Raw genomic sequence first — 17103 nt, forward strand, 5'->3', positions numbered from 1 at the left:
AAAAGAATGAGCCAGCTAACGGCGCTGTTCGAGTGTCACGCAGAGAATAAAAACAGGACGGCTCGCAAGGTCTGACGTTTTCTTGCGTGAGGTTGCTCGCCATGCTTACGAAACAAGATGCATCTGAATTTGCTAGTGCATTTCACGAACGCCATCGCTTACCAATCACCGGGATGCAGTTTCTTCATCAGCCTGCGGTGACCATAACCAGTTCCCAAACGGCTCGTAGCTCCCTGCGCTTCAATGATCTAATAAAGCTCCTTCGTCGTTACTTCGTTGTGAGACGACGCTCGGCTGCACTCGCAGATATACCCTTGTGCCGTTGTGCGATGCACGTTTTAACGCCCGGTGGACAGCGGGCAGTACAAATATTTTTCAAAAAATCCGCATTCGGCGTCGAAAAAACAGACATCGGCAATCGCGAAGTCTGCACCTGAAATTTCCCCCTTTCACGGTTAGCTGAATTGATGCGAAGCATCCCTACGCCGCAATTCCGACGTCACGGTATTGAAGAAACTGCTTCAGGTATCCATTGTGAACGAGGCACCGAAAATACCTTCACCTGACGCGCGCTAACACTCAGGCGGGCAGGATCTTGAATCCAAAATACGGTAGCCGGACCGGCTGGATCGAAATTTTCAACGACTGCAAGAACATATTCTTTGCGCAATCGGCGAGCCTCCATATATTCGTTATCGGTTAACACAGGAGTGCATCGACCAGCACTGCTTTTTACTTCCACATAACGCGTCGTTCCTGCTTTCCAGGCGTGAAAGTCGTACCCAACGCCGAAGCGAGTTTTATCAATAACGGTCCAGCCGTCGGCTTCTAAAACCTGCCGCACTACTTGCTCCGCGTCCCACCAATGACTCCCGGCTGGAGGTGCTACCGGGGGAGCGGCTGCCGAAACTGCCGACGACCCAGCGCGGCGACGGGCGGACGCTGGCGCTGGCACTCCTGGAAGCGGCGCCGCCGTTGCAGCAGGAGTCGAACCCGTCACCTTCGTCCAGGAAATCTTACCGGGAAACGCCGCACTTAGTTCAGCATTCTTCCCCGTGGAAAGATCGTCGTTAAAATAAGTACTAAACTCAGCGGGCTGAAAACCAAAATCGATCAAGAAGTCTTCAATTGAAATTTCGGAGCGCGTACCCGCGATACGCGAATCGTAATAAATCGATACCAATAATGGAGCGACGGGTAATTTACCGCGCATCGAGAGAACTAGGGGTGCGTAATGGGCGGTATCTGAAGTGTTGTAGACGAATAGCTCTCGCGTATCCGGATCGACGCGAAAAACCTTGGGATGATCCTCCCGTCGGTAGCTGGCATTATTTTCCAAATCGCAATGAGCGCCTTCGAGGGTGCCTGCGCTTAGGGGCTGCAGGTGTGGGCACAATTTTCGCGAGCGATTTCGGAACGCCGGATCAATGATCTCTCCTGCCGAAGCGTAGCATCCAAACCCTTTTTGAATGTTGAAATTATTGCGCCAAATGTTCGACGCCACTCCACCCGGCGGCGCTTCGCCCGTTCGATAAAGATGGTTGTTGCTGAACAGAATGGCGATAGACGGCCCGGGTCTTAGAGAGGGCTTTTCGTAGAGATCATCCAGCAACCTCTGTATCGTGCTTATGTCTGTACCGGTGGGGCTACCCACCGCTGGAATTAGGCCCCCATAGTATTTGCACGCCAGAAAAATCTGCGCGAGACGACCGTAATAGCTACCCCGCGTGAACTCTTCCAACATCTTCAGTGACGCTGCGTAAAGCGCCGCGTCGTCCACCCGTATCATTCTTAGCACGCCCCCTAGCGATGTACTCTGCGGGGGACAGGCTCCCGCGCATGAGTCGCTGGTATTCTGACTCGGGAGGCGTTCGGTATGGAAGCCCAGAACCGTCACTTCCGGGGGTTATCATGGGTAGATCGCCAATTGCGTCCAATGTCCCACACACAGGGTGCAGCGCAAACAGCTCTGACGATTTTACAGGACTGGTCCAAGGTTGAGGTGGAAGAGGAGCCGTTGAACCAATAGGCACTCCTACCAAAACCACCCTTTCTCTTCGCTGAGGAACACCGAACCGAGCTGCATTTAGGCGCCATACTGCAACGTCATACCCGGTGGCCCGCAGACCGTCTATTAGACGTGGCAAAAAGCGCTTTTTATCAATGCTAAGAAGTCCCAGAACATTCTCGAAAATAAATACATCGGGACGAAGGCGCGCTAAAAGCTGCGCATACCTGTTGTGTAGATCATTTCGCGCGTCGTCCACACTCCGACGGTTTCCGCCCGTAGAGAAGCCTTGGCAAGGAGGCCCTCCGACGAGCGCTAATCTGCCCGCTCCTCGCCTTTCGAATGCCCGAGCGACTAAATGATCGTGAGTTTCTTCACTCGTCATGTCTCCAACAAAAGCGACCGGTGCGATATTGGCATTGAAGGTTGCGACGGCATGCTTATCGCTATCGACAGCGGCAATTGATTGCCAACCAGCCCATTCAAAGCCTAGGGACAGCCCGCCAGCTCCAGCGAAAACATCCACCATTGCGCCAGGCTCGCCGAGGGCTTGAGCAACCTGAAACGCTAGCAAGGGCGGCACAGCGTTGCCAATTTGCTGACAAAGCGCCCGCTGCGAGCTTCCTTCGAACACGAAGTCATCAGGAAATGACTGCAATCGGGCTGCTTCGCGGTGCGAGATTGTCCGATCTTGGGCGTAGTGTAAAAAACAACCATTGCCCGGACGCGTGTAGTAAGTGTTGATTGTATAGGCGGGTAGATCAGGCCTAAGGCGCCCATAGTAAGTCGAGCGTGATCCTTCGCCTGCTGCCGCACTTACGCGTATTTGAGCGAGCCGCTCTGACGGCACAGATTCTGGAATGTCGCGCCAATTACCTCCCGGCGGAACGGACTCAGCGAAACGAAGATCAAGATTACTGAGCTTCGCGCTGACATGGTTGGGAATCATTTTCGATTCTTTCTTGGCCAAAGAGGAGCAGCTAACATTGCCTCCCGCTTACCAATATCAAGTTTGGGGAAATGTGCGATAATTTCGGCGAACTGTTCACGAGTGAGCCCATACGCACGTGCTGCGGCAACCTCAAGATTAGCGTCATCTTCTCCCTTCCACAGGATTGTTTCGGTCGCTTTTGCTAAGTCGGACAACGTTCGTCCGCTCAGCAAAGGAACGCGAGCCAGCCGCACTATTCCCAACGACATATGACCCGTCGCGAGTCGACTTCTGACCTGAAATTCAAATATGAGCGAGGAAAGTACAGCGTAGAGAGCCCGCAACCGTTGGGGGTCGCCATCACGAAAGTAGGTTACGTGCAAAGAATTTCCTGCAACCCAGCCAGGTGGAATAATTGCTCCGATCATACGCCTACCCTGAGAACTACGCGCGACGTCCCGCCAAACAATGCGCTCGAAAGCGATGGAGTGGAACCCTTTGACAAGCGAAGCCCGAACAGAGAGACGTGGCAACTCCGAAACCTGGTGGCGATGAATCATTCTTCCTTTGATAAAGGGGTATCGATGGCCAGGCACGGTTTTTTCTAGAATGCGCGTCTCGTCCAATTCACGGCCAGCCCAGAGATTGCTGCCGTTCCCTCCTTCCAAATCACTAAATCTCGGAAAAGACGAAAGCCCCGCAATCAACTCAGCGGAATCGGGCGCGAAACTTACCGGCAGCGCATAGTCCTGCGCTGAAAGCTGACTTTCGGACAGCTTGAGTTGGCCCTCCTTCTGAATAGATCGTTCGAGATTGAAAGTTCTTATCTTCGCATCGATGCCAAAAGCAGGCGGAGTGACAACAAAGGTCGCCACAACTACTGGCTGATCTACTCGGGAAAAAAGGCGCGCCTCGGGTGGATAAGTTGCTAAGTCAACCAACGTTGAGCGGCCGAAAACTGAGCGTCGCATATTAGCGGAAGCTTGGTCTGCCATTATCGTAGAAGGCAGAACAATGCCCAGCACTCCTCCGGGAAAGCAGGAACGCAAGGCTAATTCCCAACCACACCTCGCTAGGTTTGTTCCCCAGCCGCCCCAAGCGTTGTTTGCCCTTGCATTCGGAAATCTAGCATCCAGCACATCACATAGTTCTCGCAATGATCGACGATGGGCTGCCTTTGCCTTTTCGCTCAGTTGTGCAAGCTCTCGAGAATCCGGCTTCAACAGCTCCCAAGGTGGATTGGTTACCACCACATCGTGAAGTGCAGGACTGCCCTGCGAAAAACTATCTCCGACGGAAACTCGAACTTCGGCTTCCAAACCGAGAGCCCGAGAAAACTCCTTCAACCTTCGGCCAGCCGCCCGAGCCGCATCAGCTTCAATGTCTCGGAGTGTGACGACCCACCGTCGGCTGAAGAGCTCTGGCCGCTCCGATACCGCCGCGAAAAAGGCCGACACCAAACGGCCATCGCCGCAGAATGGATCGCACACCCTCAAGACGCGGCTTAGTTCAAAAGTACGGGAACTTTTGATCAACGCTTCGACTAAGCGCCTAGCCAAATCAGTTGCCAAAATATCAGGTGTATAAAAACGTCCCGCTACTCGTTCGGCTAAGGTCTTGCCAGCATACGACGAAGCTGCGTCGAGGGTAGCCGACAATAGTGCTTGCATCATTGGCCCCAAGTCCGAAGTGATTCGTTGCGTTTCATTGAGCTAGGAATATCCGACAGCAGGCAATCTGGCACGCGTCTCGTGCAATCCGGCACATTGTATTTGGGGCAAGCTTGGCGGGGCGTACATTATAGTATTGCGCCGGCCGCATTGTTCAGAAAGAGCTCCCCATCCCGGATGTAGCGGGCGAGCATGGCATCTGAGGCGTGGCCTGTTTGTTGACGAATTTTCCAGCTCGATACGCCCGCCTGAGCTGCGCTGGTGGCAAGCCCCGCCCTGAGGCTGTGACCTGAATAACCAGCAGGGTCAATCCCGGCAGACCGTACGCGTTCCTTGACGATCTGGCATACAGCCTCTCCCGACAATGGCTTAAGGCCGATTCGGTGATGTCGGTTGATTGTCCTAAACAATGCTCCTTCCGTGATACCGGACCTGTTCAACCATTGCTCCAGCGAAGCAACTGGGCACCATCGACCCCTAGCATACGGAACACCAATTTTTCTTCCCGCGCCATTTTGATCAGTTTTTGAACGGCAGAGTGTGATCACTATACCCTGACGAACACGTTCCACGTCGTTGTAAACTAGACCCGCTAATTCAGATCGGCGGAAACCACCAGCAAAGCCGATCAAAATCAATGCCCGATCACGGTCGTCCTTGAGTCTATCCCCCGTCGCCTCCAACATCTCGAATAGATCTTCTTTAATAAGAGGTTTTGCCTGTCGTTGAGGTCCGCCCTTGATACGCTTTAAGCCCCGCAAAGCTGATTTGACTAGTTCGGTGGAGGTTGGATTAGTGATGCCACGGGAGCGGTGAACCTTAGCCAATGCAGCAAGACGCCGGGTTAACGTTGCAATGCTGAGAACATCAGCGTGCATAACCAGATAGGAGGCAATCGTTTCAGGCGCAGCGGGTATTCGTCCGCCCCACCGCTGGAAGTGAGCGAGATCGTTGACGTAAGCAATCCGCGTATTTTGAGCGAGGCTTTCCCGAACGTACTCCGTAACTAGCTCGGGCACGGTGGTTGTGCAATCAACTGCACACGGGCGGACGACGCTCCTAGCGCCCATTGTAGGTCGCGATAAGTGAAGGTTATCGGAGGTTAGGTCTGACATGGGCCTACGTCCGTTCATCGATCCGCACGAGCGGCATGGCGTCTCTCGTGAACCCAAGCCTTTCTGACCGCTCGCGCTTCGTGAAGACAGTATGGAGGCGCACCTGATTGAGGTGATCGACGTTGGCCCTGAAAAGCTCCAAGAACGGGCCGATTACCTCTGGTGGCACTCCCGAGCGCAACATATCGGTTTCGGTTCCGAGAGCCTCCAGTTCGTCTACGCCCCTCCAAACAAGCCTGGATGCGAGCGGCGCGGCATCGGCATAGAACGCGGCCATGTAAGCAGCGTCGCGGCGGTTGGCTGGTAGAACATACGTTTCCAAGAACCGCCGAATCCGGGAATTGTATTTGACGAGATTTCGTACGGCTTCCCGCCCGACCCGGGTGTGTTTGTCAAGAGAGTACAAGGGGACGTCGTCAACGACCGAGGACAAGGGGACATCGGTCCTCGCCACGGTTGGGACTTGGCCATCGTTCGCCGCAAGCCAAATCAGCGGGACCATCAGGGTGATCGCCTCTCGAGACCTAGTGGCCGCAAGACCGGTAGCCTCAACCAACTCCTGGGGCACCCCCAACTTGCGGAACGTTCCAAGCAAAGCTGGAAGATCGCTGCCTGAAACCTTCTCTCGTTTCCATCCGATGCCTGAAACGCACCAAGCCGCCAACGCACGGTGGGGAAGACTTTTCGCTTTGTTGGCGACGGTCGCAAGATTTTCCGCCAGCGAAGAACCGCTTACCAATAGTCGCACTTGCTTGAACGACGGGTGATGGTTAGATGTCGTAATCAGGTGCTCGCCAGATCGGCTCTTTGGAGCTTCTGCTAAGAGGCGTGCAAGTAGAACGGCAGTTGCGGCATCGCCGCCCGTGTTCTTGCGCCAAGCAGCATCGGTGCTTCCGGCTACAGTCATGGCCACGATTTCGGGAGCGGCGGCACCGACATCCTCAAACGCAATGACGATGAAACGCCGCCAGATCGCAGAGCCCTTCTGCAAATAGAAAGTCATTGCCGCGCGTTGAGCTGCCCCGGTATCGCTCCGTCGGATAGCTTTCTGAAGTAAGCTATTTGCAACCCACTGATCCGTTTGCAGTGGCTGCGGTTCAACATTTGTATGAAACTGCTCTGCCAGCCGTTCCTTGGCATCACGCAATGCATTTGACATTTTTCGCCTCCATCGGACTTTTTTCCTCAGGGGACGCTAACTTTTACCTCCTCGAAGCCAATAGAAATAATCGGATTTGCCACTCTGATATTAGACGACTGGACCACTACGGATGTGGAAAGAGCATGGAATGCTCCTCGTTCAAGTTGAGAGGGTTCTGGCAACGCGGGACGTTTCGCGGAATGCGGACGCAGCTAGTTTATGTCAAAGAGCTATCCCATTGACGAAGACTCGGGCGCGCGAATTGCTCGATGCAGACAGGGCCGAGTTAACGAAGTTCTTCAACATTCTCGCCATCGAAGACGATTTGGGAATGGTTGTTCGAGCAACAAGACGCGCCGACGCCTGGGGCTTTCTCCGTTCACCGCATCATAGCGTGTGCAGCACATCGCGCTTCTGAAACGTTCTATCGCTGCGGTAGAAGCTCTCATATGCTTTTTCATCGCCATAAAACACTGAATAAATCCCGTACTCGTTCGTGTCCTTGAACCAAATTCCCTTAACGGTTTCAGCGATGTCGTCCACCCTGTAAACGGCAATCTCAGCCGCTTCATAAAGCTTCTCGCCGTCCGGAAGCTGCCAATCCGATAGCTGGGTTTCCCGCGCCGCCTGGAATTTTTTTACGGCCTGCTTCAGCCGTTCTTTGAACTTCGCGTCCTTCACCTGACGGGTGTATCCGGCGAGGTGGTCAAGCTCCTTCTGCCCGAGCATCGGCATCAAGAAGCACCATTCTTCCGACGCCGCGCGCTGCAACGAATGAAATCTCACCAGGTTGAGGAAATGCTCTTCGATGTCTTCGTCCTCATACCGTTTAAGCGTTTCGCCATAAAGGATGTAAGGCCGGGTGCCTACCAAATCGAAGTCCTCATACATCGGGTAGCGTTCGGTGATGATGTGCAGTTGGGCCTCACGGGTTTTACCGTCCGCGGTGAACAGCTTCTCTTGCTCATCCAGCGCCCGGCGATAGACCGTGTAATACCTGTCCGGGTCGAGTTGGATGAGGTAGTTCGATAGCTCACGCGAATACGCCTGGAGCAAATTACTGCGGTCATGCGCCGACGCTTGGCCGGAAACGGTGGTGGCTTGCGACTTCTTTTGGCCCTTCGTCCGCAATGCGTATCCAGCGAACGCACCGGCCCCCAATAGCCAGAGGTCACCCCAATCCATATTCAATCGTCCTCGTAAAGCAGCTGGCCTTCATCCTGGAAGGTTTCATCGGTCCGGTAGTAGCTATGAAAAACATCAACTTCCGGGTCGTTTCCAACGAAGAATCCGTACAAGCCGAACTCTTTTAAGTCTTTAAAATAAAATCCCACCCGCGATTCCGCGAAGTGATCGACGTGGAAGCAACTGAATTGCGCCGTCTCAAATAAAAGCTGCCTACCTTTCGCTTTCCAAAATTCATTTCCCCTGTTGCGGAAGTCATATTCGAGCATGCCGGCTTTGATGTGGTCATAAAGTTTCTGGTCTTTTGCCAGGCGCGCGGTCGCAACTACGGCCCGCTCTTCCCCCTTCACCCGCGCCCTTTCATGGCGCCAGAGGAAAAACCCGACGACGACCGCGACCAGAATTATTGTAGACCATTCCATGATGCACCCCCGGTTCCATTCTATCCGTCGCCGGTGAATCCTCAATACGCTGCGGCTGTGGGTTCGGAACAAACAGCGGGAGGACTTTTCCCGGGCCGGTAGTGGTGAAATCGAGCATGTGAGGGTCTGGTGCCAAGGGGGTAAGTCAGGGGCAGCGCGCAGAATGCATTGCGACATCGGGTATTGTTGCAGTTGATTGCACCATTGCAGGTCGCGGCCTCCAACACGTCTGACTTCGAATGAACAGAAATCTAAGGATGTTGAATGTTTTTGCAGTCAACTGCACAATCGATACACTATTTACCCCGGTCCTTTTCTGATGTCTGAAATCATGTCTGGAGATTTATCGAATGCCCCGGTAAAAGCCGGATTACCAACATCTTCTTCTAATGTCTCAGGGCATCGAAGTTAGAATTATCAAGGCGGTGTTGTGGGGCATTTCTTTACGCGTCTTGGATCAATGCCGTCCACGGTTGCCGACACTTTTATCTGATAGCTATCGCGGCCCTCAAAGGCACTTGGAAACAGCAGTTTCAAGTCGTGGCGTCAGCACTGAATAACCCATGTTTGACTGATCGGAATAAACCTCAACCGCAGTCTCGGAATTCGCGTGGGCGGTTAACTTCACTACATAGATGTCGGTCATGGGCGCTTGTAGCGGGCCAATTTCATATGATTTTCCCGGATCAATGATACGAATTTGATTTGTGATTGTTTGGGCCGTGTTAAGTGATTTAGCCAAGTCGTTTGTCAACGTCTTTGAAACTTCGTTTAGCTCCTTGACCAAACAGGACGCTGTCGGGTCCAAACCTCGATGCGAAATGAATTTGCCAGTCGGTCGCGTTTCGCGAACCGTACTCGCGCAAGCACCTAGAGCAACGAGACAAGCCAGAATTGGAATAGCCTTCAGCGACTTCGTCATCGACATGACTATCCGGCTAGTTTTCGACATACCTGATCGGGATTGCAATCAACTGCACTTTAGGAAGTTTCACCAAATCAATCGGGCTGTCCGCCGTCGCGCTTCATCCGTGCTCCGAAAATGAATCTAGCACCGTTGTCTCTATGTCCAAAGAAATAGCTGAACGCTGTGGGCGGCAACGCGATCCTCTTTTTCCGCGCCATTTCGTTCCCAGACTCAACAGCCTGCGTAATCATATCTGGCAGGGTTCCTTCAGGGTCCCCGTGCGCCATCAATTTCGCATACCGACTGTTGTCCAACCGATAATTTGCTAAGAGAAAGCTTGGCTCACTTTCGTGACGCAGACTGATGTCGCCGTTGGTTATGAATAGCGTGACCGTGGTGGTCTTTCTCGGTGGCGCAGCCTCCAAGTAAACTACGTTCTTCCATTGCTTTCCTACACGCTGCGAGGCATCCACGGCCAACTCTGAGGTTGGAAAGTAGAGATGAAAAGCCGTGGTCGTCTGAGGCAACGTCTCAAGTGGCTTGTCCCACACCTCCCACGCTCTATTTTCAGAGGGTTGAACGAGCATGGGATTCTTCTTGATCGCTTCGCTGGTAAAGCCCATGCGCCAGCGACCCGAAGCATGAAGACTAACTTTCGTTTCCGTGAAATTGTCGCGGCAAGCAATGTAGACCTCTGATCTTCGTTCTGCCCAAACACGCCACGAGTTTGAGGTCATTCCGTTCGGGTCGCCAACCGCAAAGCGCGCAGGCTTATCGATGATTGGCAACTCCGGCAAGCGCGGCTTTTTCATACGACACCATTGGAATGCGGGGCACGGAAACTCTCCCTTGGAGGCGTCGTTACGATGCGCCTCGATCACTTTTCTCAGGAATTGCAATCAACTGCACTTTTCAGCTTCCGCGATACCCGATCTGCACAAAGTCTCCTCCCAAGCCTTCCAGATTAGGTTGGGCCGCCAAATTGTCTTGTGCCCTGCTGCGAGAGCTGCCTCGTATCGCTTCTTCATTGGTCCATCAGGAAGCAATCCAAGAGCGGCATGTTGACCGCGCCTAGCGCAGCTATCGATAAAAAATTGCCACTCGTGGGATTTCGCGGCCTTAGGAATCACTGGGTAGGCGAGCGAAATTTTCAGAAAAGGATTGTCCAACCCCAAGAGTTTTGAAAACGGCACCATGGGTGTTGCACGATATTCGATCCTCGTGTGCGGCAACCCGCCGTAAAGTTGATTTCCAGCCGTGTCCTTCAGTTGTTGCCGCTTATTGTAAGTAGTCCACTTAGCATTTTTATCGCCCGCTTTCATTCCGAGATAGCCAGTCTCAGGCTTTCCTGAGGCAGAATAATACCAATGGCTTTTCTTGCCTCCTTCTGCCGATACAAGGAGGTCGGAAATGCCAACGCCGACAATATCAACAGCAATGTCTACTCGCGTGATCTTCCCGTTCGCCGCTATCTCGCTGAAATTCAATCCATCGAGGACCAAGCCCTCGAGCGCCGATTTCAGGAAGGCTATTCCCGACGATTGCAAGGCCGACGGGTTGAACTCTAAGCGGAGCGCGTGAGAGGTAGCTTTTTTCTTAGGACCTGCCTGGATGAGCACAGGAAGGTCATAGGGAGGCACAAGCAGATTTACGGACGCCTTGTATTGAATCTGTCCCGATCCATATTTTGGAGCACTCTGAAATTGCCCTCCCTGCTCCGCCTCCTGAAGCAAGCATTCAATCAATGTTTCTTTCAGTTCGGGATCGGAAATCTGATGAGTGATCGATATCTTATCAATGATGGGCTTTAGAACTGCGATTTTTCCTCTGATCGGAAAATAGCTCACATCCTTACTATCTATCTTTGCTTTCTTCCCTTTGTCTTCCTTCTGCTTGTTAGAGGATACCCCTGCTACCGTGAAAAAGACCGGCATTTTACCTCTGCGAAATTACGCGCTCTGATACTGGCGAAAATTGACGAAGATCGCGAAGAACTCGCCGTCGAATTTGATCGGCATTGCAACTTATGACAATGGACAAGCTGGCCAAAAGCGAAGTGCAAACGATGCGACGGCAAAGCCTCACCGAGGTCCAATGGACAAGTGCAATTGATTGCAATTCGGGCGGCTTAACTGTCGCTAAATAGTGCCGCTACTGCGGATAAATACTCATATAAGTCATTGAAAAGACTAGTTGGCGCTCCCTAGGGGAATCGAACCCCTGTTTCAGCCTTGAGAGGGCCGCGTCCTAACCGCTAGACGAAGGGAGCAAGCGCGGACAAGGGAATAGCCTCGAAACGAGGCGACTGCAAGCGCATGCCACAGCCCCGGCGTGCTTTCGGCTGTGATCCGACGCGAGCAGGACATCCTGTCCCGGCGCTCCTTGCCTCAAGGCGGTGGCAGGCCTTTCGTCCCCGACCACCCTCTTTTTCCTGCCAAACCGCTGTCATCCAGTTCCCCGGCTTGCCGGTTCGATGTAGGACCTTCGCATGACCCGCAGAGCCACATTGCAGGACTGGATCGCCGCGCATCCCGGCGCGGTGTCGCTCGCCACATTGGCTGTCCCCTTCGCGATCCTTGTGATCTCGGCTCTGGAAACGGGTCCTTCGGCGTTCTCATCCCATTTCGCAACCGGCATAAAGGGTTTCCTGAACTACGTGGACGCCTTCTTCATTTCGGCGTCGTTCATCGTGTTCTTCGCGGTCATCCTCATGCTCGAGCGGCTGCGGCCAGCCGATCCCGATCAGGCCCTGCTGTCGCGCGGACTGTTGTTCGACACCGGATTTGCTGTCGTTTCGCTGCTGGTTCATTTCCTGTTCGTGTCGCTGTTCGCCCTGTTGTTTCTGAGTTTCTTTCAGCGCCACCTTCCGCCGCTCTCGGGCCTGATGGGACACTGGCCGAACTGGCTGCGCGTGGTTGTCGTATTTGTCGCGGTGGATTTTGCCGGCTGGCTCAGCCATGTGATCCGTCACAAGGTCCCCGCCCTTTGGCATTTCCACGCTCTGCATCACTCGCAGAACGCCATGAACTTGATGACCGAGTTCAGGCTGCATCCGTGCGATCTTCTGGCCCGGACTCTCACCATGTCGTTCGTGTTTGTTCTGGTGCTGGTGCCGATCGAGCAGGCGTTCGTTTTCGTGCTGCTGCAGAAATATTACCTGATGTTCCTGCACGCGAATGTCGATATCGGCTATGGACCGCTCGACCGGGTGTTCGTGTCGCCGCGCGTCCATCGCCTGCACCACGCGATGCGCTCCGATCTGCACGATCAAAATTATGGAGTCTATCTTTCGATCTGGGACACCATATTCGGCACCTTCCGTCAGGTGCCTGACCGCGTGATCGAAACCGGCGTCGAGGGTTTCCCCATCGAGCCAACCAGAGCCTGGGTGCAGATGCCTCTGACCTTTCTTCGCCAGTTCGCCTTTCCCGTCACGCAAGCCGCGCAGACCCTGCGTGACGCGTTTACGGTTCGTGAGCGAACCTGAGCCGTCCCACCGGCTTCAGCGTCTTCGCGTCATAGGTGCGGATTTCGGTCGTGCCGCCGATCTCGACCGTCACCGCCAGCCGCTCGCCCGCGCTCGCCGTGGAGACGATCCGCGCACCCTTCGGCAGGGTCGCCGTCACATCGGTGATCTGAACGCTTCCATCGGTGCGGAAAAGACGGTAGCCGATGGCAACCAGCAGAGCCCCCACCCCGATCGCCGTGGTCAGGCCGGCAATCAGCATCATCCGGCGCACCCGCGCGATCAGCGCGGCTTGCTCGGGGGTCGGATCGGGCGCAACAGTTTCAGTCATGCAGCAGTCTTCCGAAAATACGCGTCACGAGGTCACGGTGGAGGGCGATGAAGGATCGCAGCGGCTGGACCGCGTGCTGGCCGTCCGCAGCCCCGACCTGTCGCGCTCGCGCCTCAAGGCGTTGATCCTCGCGGGCCAGGTCAGCGTGGGACCTGCCCCGGTTCGCGACCCCGCTTATCATGTCAAAGCGGGCGATACGATCACAATCGACGTGCCCCCCGCCGCGCCCGCCGAGCCCGAAGGCGAGGACATCCCGCTCGACATCGTGTTCGAGGACGACGACATCATCGTCATCGACAAGCCGAAGAACCTCGTGGTCCATCCCGCCGCCGGGCACGAGACCGGCACGCTGGTCAACGCGCTGATCGCCCACTGCGGCGCAAGCCTGTCCGGTATCGGCGGGGTCAGGCGGCCGGGCATTGTCCATCGGCTCGACAAGGACACAACCGGATTGATGGTGGCCGCCAAGAACGACCGCGCCCACCAGTCGTTGTCGGCGCAGTTCGCCGACCATGGCCGCACCGGCGAGATGCGCCGCGGCTACATGGCCTTTGTCTGGGGCGCGCCGAACCGGAAAAGCGGCACCATCGATCAGCCGATCGACCGGCATCCGCACACCAGAGAGAAAATGGCGGTGCGCCAGGGCGGCCGTGACGCCGTGACCCATTGGGAGGTGCTGGAAACCTTCACGGGTAAGGACGGCAAGCCGGTCGCCTCACTGCTCGCCTGTCAGCTCGAGACCGGCCGCACCCACCAGATCCGCGTCCACCTCGCCCATCTCGGCCATCCGCTGCTCGGCGACGACGTCTATGGCTCCGGTTTCAAAACCAAGGCCCGCCAGCTCGGCCCGCAAAGCCAGGCGGCGCTGGCCGCTCTTGGCAGGCAGGCCCTCCATGCTTATTTGCTGGTCCTGGAGCATCCGGCGTCCGGAGAAATTCTTCACTGGGAATCGCCGCTGCCGGAGGATTTGGTCCTCCTCGAGGCCGCCCTTCGTAGCACAGACTAAAGGTGGTGCGCTAAAAAGCCGCATGGTTACAAACCTTTAACCCGGGTCACGGGTTCGTGACCCCGTTTTGTTCTTCCCTCCCCCTCGGGTTTTGGAGTATGTTGCACCTGCGCTCGGGATCGTTCCGGCGCGGAACATTGCAGTGCTTCTGGCTTTGACACAGCAGATGGCCTGCCTCGCCCGCCGCTATCGGGGGCGTGAACTCTGGAGGGCGCACCATGGCCCGTGCCGCTACTTTGCCGGTTCTCAACGGAGAATCCGGTCTTGCACACTACCTGACGGAAATCCGCAAGTTCCCGATGCTGGAACCGCAGGATGAGTACATGCTCGCCAAGCGCTGGCGCGAGCACGACGACCGCGACGCCGCGCACAAGCTCGTCACCAGCCATCTTCGGCTCGTGGCTAAGATTGCCATGGGTTATCGCGGCTATGGCCTGCCGATTTCCGAGGTTGTCTCCGAAGGCAACGTCGGCCTGATGCAGGCTGTCAAACGCTTCGAGCCCGAGAAGGGCTTCCGTCTGGCCACCTACGCGATGTGGTGGATCAAGGCGTCGATCCAGGAATACATCCTGCGTTCGTGGTCGCTCGTGAAAATGGGCACCACCGCGAACCAGAAGAAGCTGTTCTTCAATCTCCGCAAGGCGAAGAGCAAGATCTCCGCGCTTGAAGAGGGCGATATGCGCCCCGAACAGGTGAAGCAGATCGCGACCCGCCTCGGCGTGACGGAACAGGACGTGATCGACATGAACCGCCGCCTCGGTGGCGACGCGTCGCTCAACGCTCCGATCCGTGACGACGGCGAGCCCGGCGAATGGCAGGACTGGCTGGTCGATACCTCGCCCAACCAGGAAGCCATCATGGCGGAGAACGAGGAGTTCGATCATCGCCGCAGCGCGCTGACCGGCGCGATGGGCGTGCTCAACGACCGCGAGCGCCGCATCTTCGAGGCGCGTCGCCTGGCCGAGGAGCCGATGACGCTGGAAGACCTCGCCGCCGAATTCGGCGTGTCGCGCGAGCGCGTGCGGCAGATCGAGGTCCGCGCGTTCGAGAAGGTGCAGGCGGCGGTGAAGACCGCTGTCGCCAAGCAGGAACACGCCGCGCTGGAAGCGGCGTACTGATCTCTTCCGCATAACAAGTTGCGAAAGCCGGCCTTCGGGCCGGCTTTTTTGTTGTGTGCGCGATTTCTCTACGGGTCGTCCCCGCGAAAGCGGGGACCCAAAACCACCGCGCTCCGATATTGCCATTCGATCCAGCCACAGCCGTGGCGATGCCTGACCGACCGCCTGAACTGCCCGCTCAGGGAACATGGGTCCACGCTTTCGCGGGGACGACACCGAATATGCAGCGAGGGGCATCATGCGCCCCTCATCCGGAATAATTCTTGCAAAGCAGGTAGCGGCGGCACGATGCTGCGGACCACGGGGCAAGGACCAATCATGAAACAGGGATGGAACATGCAGGCGCACCTTCGGCGGCTGGCGATTTTGACGTGTCTGCTCGTCTCTGCATCCGCCAGTGCGCAGACATGGCCGACAAAACTGATCAAGGCCACCATCCCGTTCGGCGCAGGTAGCGCGACGGACGTGGTGCCGCGCATGTTTTTTGATCGGCTGTCGGCTGAACTGGGGCAATCGATCGTGGTGGAAAACCGCGCAGGCGCCGGCGGCACGATCGGCACCGCCTCTGTCGTCCGCTCCGAACCGGACGGCTATTCGATCCTGGCCCATTCGTCGGCGATCACCATCGCGCCGGCGATCTTCACCGAACTCACCTACGATGCCACCCGGGACCTGTCGTCGGCGCTGATGATCGGCTACAGCGCGAATGTGATGATCACCTCGCCGTCGAAGCCATGGAAGACGGTGCAGGAGTACATCGCGGCCGCGAAAAAGCCGGACGCCGCCGCCAGCTTCGGCTCGGTCGGCATCGGCAGCGCCGTTCACATCAGCGCGGAAAAATTCCGTCTCGCCGCGGGCATCACGCCGACCCACATTCCGTATCGCGGCGGCTCGGAAGTCATCACCGACATTCTCGGCGGCCGGATCGATTTCTATTTCTGTCCGCTGGCCACCGCGCTGCCGCTGATCCAGAGCGGTCAGGTGCGCGCCCTGCTGGTCTCGACGCCGACGCGCGTCGCCGATTTGCCCGACGTGCCGTCGCCGCCGGAGGTCGGCCTGAAGGACGCCGACAGCGCGATCTGGTTCGGCGTGTTCGTGCCGTCGAAGACGCCGAAGGACGTTGTCGACAAGCTCTATGCCGCCGGCACGAAAGTTCTGGCGACGCCCGACATGCAGCGCGACCTGAAGAAGCTCGGCGTCGAGCCCTGGCCGATGAAGCCCGATGAGATGGACAAGCTCGTCGCAAATCAGACCATCGCCAGCGCCGAACTCGTCAAGGCGGCCGGGATCAAGTGATTTGGTGAAGTTCGTGCCGGCTTCGCGCACGCGGTGCTCACGACGGCTTTTGCGTGCGGCGCTTGCGCCGACGCAGTAATTCCGCGTAGGCGAAATCGATCGCAGCGCCCTGCTCGAGCCATCCGAGCAGCCGGTGGCGGAAAGCAGTTCGACAAGAAAACGCCGGACCGGCGCAGCACCGCGCGCGACGGCACGCGCCGTCAGGACACGTGCGATATGCGCGGAAGAAATCCATCTCCGCGCGCGCAACAACGAGTTCGCAATATGCGAAATCTCGCGCCGTATGCTCGGCGCACGTCTCGCCGGTCAGGCGCGCATTCTCCGCGCCGCTGAAACCATAAGGACCTTCCAGCCTGAACCGCGCCGTCATGGGCAACGCTCCCGTTGATGGATTTGATGAGTGGAATGAGCGCGCACGCGCCGTCTGTCGCACGCATCGCGCACGGCGGCCTCGCCTCACATGGCCCCCTCGCAAACATGAGGGGACGGAACGCCGAAAGGCGCACT

General features: G+C 56.4%; 17 protein-coding genes and 1 tRNA gene. 5 read left to right on the forward strand and 13 right to left on the reverse strand.

All coding sequences use genetic code 11. From position 1 onward, the window contains the following. The first annotated feature begins 101 nt into the window (after nt 1–101). Nucleotides 102–437, forward strand: a complete 336-nt coding sequence (locus ACP7AL_RS00330; protein ID WP_425987718.1) for a hypothetical protein — start codon at nt 102–104, stop codon at nt 435–437. 62 nt (nt 438–499) lie between these two features. Here the strand turns inward: ACP7AL_RS00330 and ACP7AL_RS00335 are convergent, their stop codons facing one another. The 11 genes from ACP7AL_RS00335 to ACP7AL_RS00385 form a co-directional block, all read right to left on the reverse strand. Then, the gene (locus tag ACP7AL_RS00335; RefSeq protein WP_425987720.1) at nt 500–1612 is read right to left on the reverse strand and encodes a DUF3883 domain-containing protein; all 1113 of its coding nucleotides are present in this window, start codon (nt 1610–1612) and stop codon (nt 500–502) included. A 106-nt stretch (nt 1613–1718) separates the two neighbouring features. Further along, entirely contained in the window at nt 1719–2957 is a 1239-nt protein-coding gene (gene dcm, locus ACP7AL_RS00340) for a DNA (cytosine-5-)-methyltransferase (protein ID WP_425989977.1), read from the reverse strand. Further along, a complete protein-coding gene (locus ACP7AL_RS00345; protein ID WP_425987722.1) occupies nt 2954–4612 on the reverse strand; it encodes a hypothetical protein in 1659 nt (552 codons plus the stop codon). The genes dcm and ACP7AL_RS00345 overlap by 4 nt, the downstream gene beginning before the upstream one ends. 125 nt (nt 4613–4737) lie before the next feature. Further along, nucleotides 4738–5628, reverse strand: a complete 891-nt coding sequence (locus ACP7AL_RS00350) for a site-specific integrase (RefSeq protein ID WP_425987724.1) — start codon at nt 5626–5628, stop codon at nt 4738–4740. Nucleotides 5629–5728: 100 nt separating this feature from the next. Continuing rightward, a complete protein-coding gene (locus tag ACP7AL_RS00355) occupies nt 5729–6883 on the reverse strand; it encodes a hypothetical protein (protein WP_425987726.1) in 1155 nt (384 codons plus the stop codon). A 369-nt stretch (nt 6884–7252) separates the two neighbouring features. Continuing rightward, nucleotides 7253–8050, reverse strand: a complete 798-nt coding sequence (locus ACP7AL_RS00360; RefSeq protein WP_425987728.1) for a hypothetical protein — start codon at nt 8048–8050, stop codon at nt 7253–7255. A 2-nt stretch (nt 8051–8052) separates the two neighbouring features. Continuing rightward, nucleotides 8053–8472, reverse strand: a complete 420-nt coding sequence (locus tag ACP7AL_RS00365; RefSeq protein WP_425987730.1) for a hypothetical protein — start codon at nt 8470–8472, stop codon at nt 8053–8055. A gap of 508 nt (nt 8473–8980) precedes the next feature. After that, a complete protein-coding gene (locus ACP7AL_RS00370; RefSeq protein ID WP_425987733.1) occupies nt 8981–9394 on the reverse strand; it encodes a hypothetical protein in 414 nt (137 codons plus the stop codon). 77 nt (nt 9395–9471) lie between these two features. Beyond that, nucleotides 9472–10191, reverse strand: a complete 720-nt coding sequence (locus ACP7AL_RS00375; protein WP_425987736.1) for a hypothetical protein — start codon at nt 10189–10191, stop codon at nt 9472–9474. A gap of 87 nt (nt 10192–10278) precedes the next feature. Beyond that, nucleotides 10279–11313: a hypothetical protein gene (locus tag ACP7AL_RS00380; protein WP_425987738.1), complete on the reverse strand. Its 1035-nt coding sequence runs from the start codon at nt 11311–11313 to the stop codon at nt 10279–10281. 260 nt (nt 11314–11573) lie between these two features. Further along, nucleotides 11574–11648, reverse strand: a tRNA-Glu gene (locus ACP7AL_RS00385). Nucleotides 11649–11867: 219 nt separating this feature from the next. Between ACP7AL_RS00385 and ACP7AL_RS00390 the strand changes: the two genes are divergently transcribed. Further along, nucleotides 11868–12866 (forward strand): sterol desaturase family protein, encoded by a 999-nt coding sequence (locus ACP7AL_RS00390; protein ID WP_425987741.1) that lies wholly within the window; start codon nt 11868–11870, stop codon nt 12864–12866. Here the strand turns inward: ACP7AL_RS00390 and ACP7AL_RS00395 are convergent. Then, a complete protein-coding gene (locus ACP7AL_RS00395) occupies nt 12844–13176 on the reverse strand; it encodes a hypothetical protein (RefSeq protein WP_041712553.1) in 333 nt (110 codons plus the stop codon). The two genes, ACP7AL_RS00390 and ACP7AL_RS00395, sit on opposite strands and share 23 nt — an antisense overlap. Here ACP7AL_RS00395 and ACP7AL_RS00400 point away from each other — a divergent pair. The 3 genes from ACP7AL_RS00400 to ACP7AL_RS00410 all read left to right on the forward strand — a co-directional run bounded on the left by ACP7AL_RS00400 (nt 13175) and on the right by ACP7AL_RS00410 (nt 16596). Beyond that, the gene (locus ACP7AL_RS00400) at nt 13175–14182 is read left to right on the forward strand and encodes an RluA family pseudouridine synthase (protein WP_425987744.1); all 1008 of its coding nucleotides are present in this window, start codon (nt 13175–13177) and stop codon (nt 14180–14182) included. The two genes, ACP7AL_RS00395 and ACP7AL_RS00400, sit on opposite strands and share 2 nt — an antisense overlap. A 218-nt stretch (nt 14183–14400) precedes the next feature. Further along, nucleotides 14401–15300: an RNA polymerase sigma factor RpoH gene (rpoH, locus tag ACP7AL_RS00405; protein WP_024920424.1), complete on the forward strand. Its 900-nt coding sequence runs from the start codon at nt 14401–14403 to the stop codon at nt 15298–15300. A gap of 318 nt (nt 15301–15618) precedes the next feature. After that, the gene (locus tag ACP7AL_RS00410) at nt 15619–16596 is read left to right on the forward strand and encodes a Bug family tripartite tricarboxylate transporter substrate binding protein (protein ID WP_041712556.1); all 978 of its coding nucleotides are present in this window, start codon (nt 15619–15621) and stop codon (nt 16594–16596) included. A 37-nt stretch (nt 16597–16633) separates the two neighbouring features. Here ACP7AL_RS00410 and ACP7AL_RS00415 read toward each other — a convergent pair whose 3' ends face one another. Next, nucleotides 16634–16966, reverse strand: a complete 333-nt coding sequence (locus ACP7AL_RS00415; RefSeq protein ID WP_425987747.1) for a hypothetical protein — start codon at nt 16964–16966, stop codon at nt 16634–16636. Nucleotides 16967–17103: the final 137 nt, after the last annotated feature.

This window comes from Afipia sp. DC4300-2b1, assembly GCF_049895725.1.
GTDB lineage: Bacteria > Pseudomonadota > Alphaproteobacteria > Rhizobiales > Xanthobacteraceae > Afipia > Afipia broomeae.

What these genes read in the sequence shown, in the direction of transcription:
- ACP7AL_RS00330 (WP_425987718.1), top strand. Translation starts at nt 102, where the DNA reads ATGCTTACGAAACAAGATGCATCTGAATTTGCTAGTGCATTTCACGAA.
- dcm (WP_425989977.1), bottom strand. Translation starts at nt 2,957, where the DNA reads ATGATTCCCAACCATGTCAGCGCGAAGCTCAGTAATCTTGATCTTCGT.
- ACP7AL_RS00345 (WP_425987722.1), bottom strand. Translation starts at nt 4,612, where the DNA reads ATGATGCAAGCACTATTGTCGGCTACCCTCGACGCAGCTTCGTCGTAT.
- ACP7AL_RS00355 (WP_425987726.1), bottom strand. Translation starts at nt 6,883, where the DNA reads ATGTCAAATGCATTGCGTGATGCCAAGGAACGGCTGGCAGAGCAGTTT.
- ACP7AL_RS00360 (WP_425987728.1), bottom strand. Translation starts at nt 8,050, where the DNA reads ATGGATTGGGGTGACCTCTGGCTATTGGGGGCCGGTGCGTTCGCTGGA.
- ACP7AL_RS00365 (WP_425987730.1), bottom strand. Translation starts at nt 8,472, where the DNA reads ATGGAATGGTCTACAATAATTCTGGTCGCGGTCGTCGTCGGGTTTTTC.
- ACP7AL_RS00370 (WP_425987733.1), bottom strand. Translation starts at nt 9,394, where the DNA reads ATGACGAAGTCGCTGAAGGCTATTCCAATTCTGGCTTGTCTCGTTGCT.
- ACP7AL_RS00375 (WP_425987736.1), bottom strand. Translation starts at nt 10,191, where the DNA reads ATGAAAAAGCCGCGCTTGCCGGAGTTGCCAATCATCGATAAGCCTGCG.
- ACP7AL_RS00380 (WP_425987738.1), bottom strand. Translation starts at nt 11,313, where the DNA reads ATGCCGGTCTTTTTCACGGTAGCAGGGGTATCCTCTAACAAGCAGAAG.
- ACP7AL_RS00390 (WP_425987741.1), top strand. Translation starts at nt 11,868, where the DNA reads ATGACCCGCAGAGCCACATTGCAGGACTGGATCGCCGCGCATCCCGGC.
- ACP7AL_RS00400 (WP_425987744.1), top strand. Translation starts at nt 13,175, where the DNA reads ATGCAGCAGTCTTCCGAAAATACGCGTCACGAGGTCACGGTGGAGGGC.
- ACP7AL_RS00395 (WP_041712553.1), bottom strand. Translation starts at nt 13,176, where the DNA reads ATGACTGAAACTGTTGCGCCCGATCCGACCCCCGAGCAAGCCGCGCTG.
- rpoH (WP_024920424.1), top strand. Translation starts at nt 14,401, where the DNA reads ATGGCCCGTGCCGCTACTTTGCCGGTTCTCAACGGAGAATCCGGTCTT.
- ACP7AL_RS00410 (WP_041712556.1), top strand. Translation starts at nt 15,619, where the DNA reads ATGAAACAGGGATGGAACATGCAGGCGCACCTTCGGCGGCTGGCGATT.
- ACP7AL_RS00415 (WP_425987747.1), bottom strand. Translation starts at nt 16,966, where the DNA reads ATGACGGCGCGGTTCAGGCTGGAAGGTCCTTATGGTTTCAGCGGCGCG.